Annotated in this window: 1 protein-coding gene; it reads left to right on the plus strand. The window is 65.1% G+C overall.

Translation table 11 applies throughout. The features are described 5' to 3' along the window. Nucleotides 1–126 precede the first annotated feature (126 nt). Complete coding sequence (locus G7Y54_RS12450; protein ID WP_165079541.1) at nt 127–723, plus strand: phage tail protein; 597 nt, start codon at nt 127–129, stop codon at nt 721–723. The last annotated feature ends 271 nt before the right edge of the window (nt 724–994 follow it).

Raw genomic sequence — 994 nt, forward strand, 5'->3', positions numbered from 1 at the left:
ACCACCAGTTACTGGCAGAGCGGACCCGTTGCCCGCTTCAAAGTGCCCGTAAATCTGCCGCGTGGCGTCGCCCATCACGCCTCCCATGCTGGGAGCGCGCGTCAAAATAAAAAAGGAGTTTGAAAAATGGCAATCGCCCACACATACAACCCCGTCACCCACGATTATGTCGCGAGCGCCGAGGACCACGGCTACACGCCCTCCAACGCCACCAACGCCTCCCTGCCGCCTCGGCCCTGGACACGCCAGTGGCCGCGCTGGACGGGCAAGAAGTGGGAGATGGTCGAGGATCACCGTGAGCGCAAGGCCCCGGCCTTCCGGGCCGAGGACGCGCAAGCAGCTACGGAGTTTTGGCTGCCCGGTGACGGCCACGACACCCCGTCGCGGCAGGTGTTCGCGCCCGGACCTCTGCCCGAAGGCGCGGCCTTGGAACGCCCGGCACAGACCGCCGAGCAGGATTTGGCCGCAGCCAAGGAGGTCAAGACCTCCGAAATCGAGGCCGGGTATCAAAAGGCGATGGCCGCCACGCTGACCATGCCCCAGGCTTCGCCGACCTCGGAGGACGTGGCCGTGGGCGCGGCCCTGTTCGCCGCCGAGGACGCTGAAGGGCTGGAATATGTGGTCGGCCAGCACGGAGCCACCCGCGAGGCCCTGCTTGACCAAGTTGCGAGCGCCGACTCTCTGGCCGCAGTCGAGGCCGTGGAGGTGCACTATGCTGTCTAGCTTTCTGGGGCGCGAGTGCCCCACCTGTGGCCACAGGCTGCGCATGGCCGTTGTTGACGGGCGAATTGTATTGATTTGCCCCTTGTGCGGCCCCGTGCGTCGCTGATTCCTTGGTCTTTGACAATCGAAGAGGGATTTTTCGGATGCAGCCCGGCGGATACTCCACCGGGCTGAACCTCCCAGCATGGGAGGCGTGATGGGCGACGCCACGCGGCAGATTTACGGGCACTTTGAAGCGGGCAACGGGTCCGCTCTGCCAGTAACTGGTGGT

The sequence above is a fragment of the Desulfovibrio sp. ZJ746 genome, assembly GCF_011039155.1.
In the GTDB taxonomy this organism is placed as follows: Bacteria; Desulfobacterota; Desulfovibrionia; order Desulfovibrionales; family Desulfovibrionaceae; genus Desulfovibrio.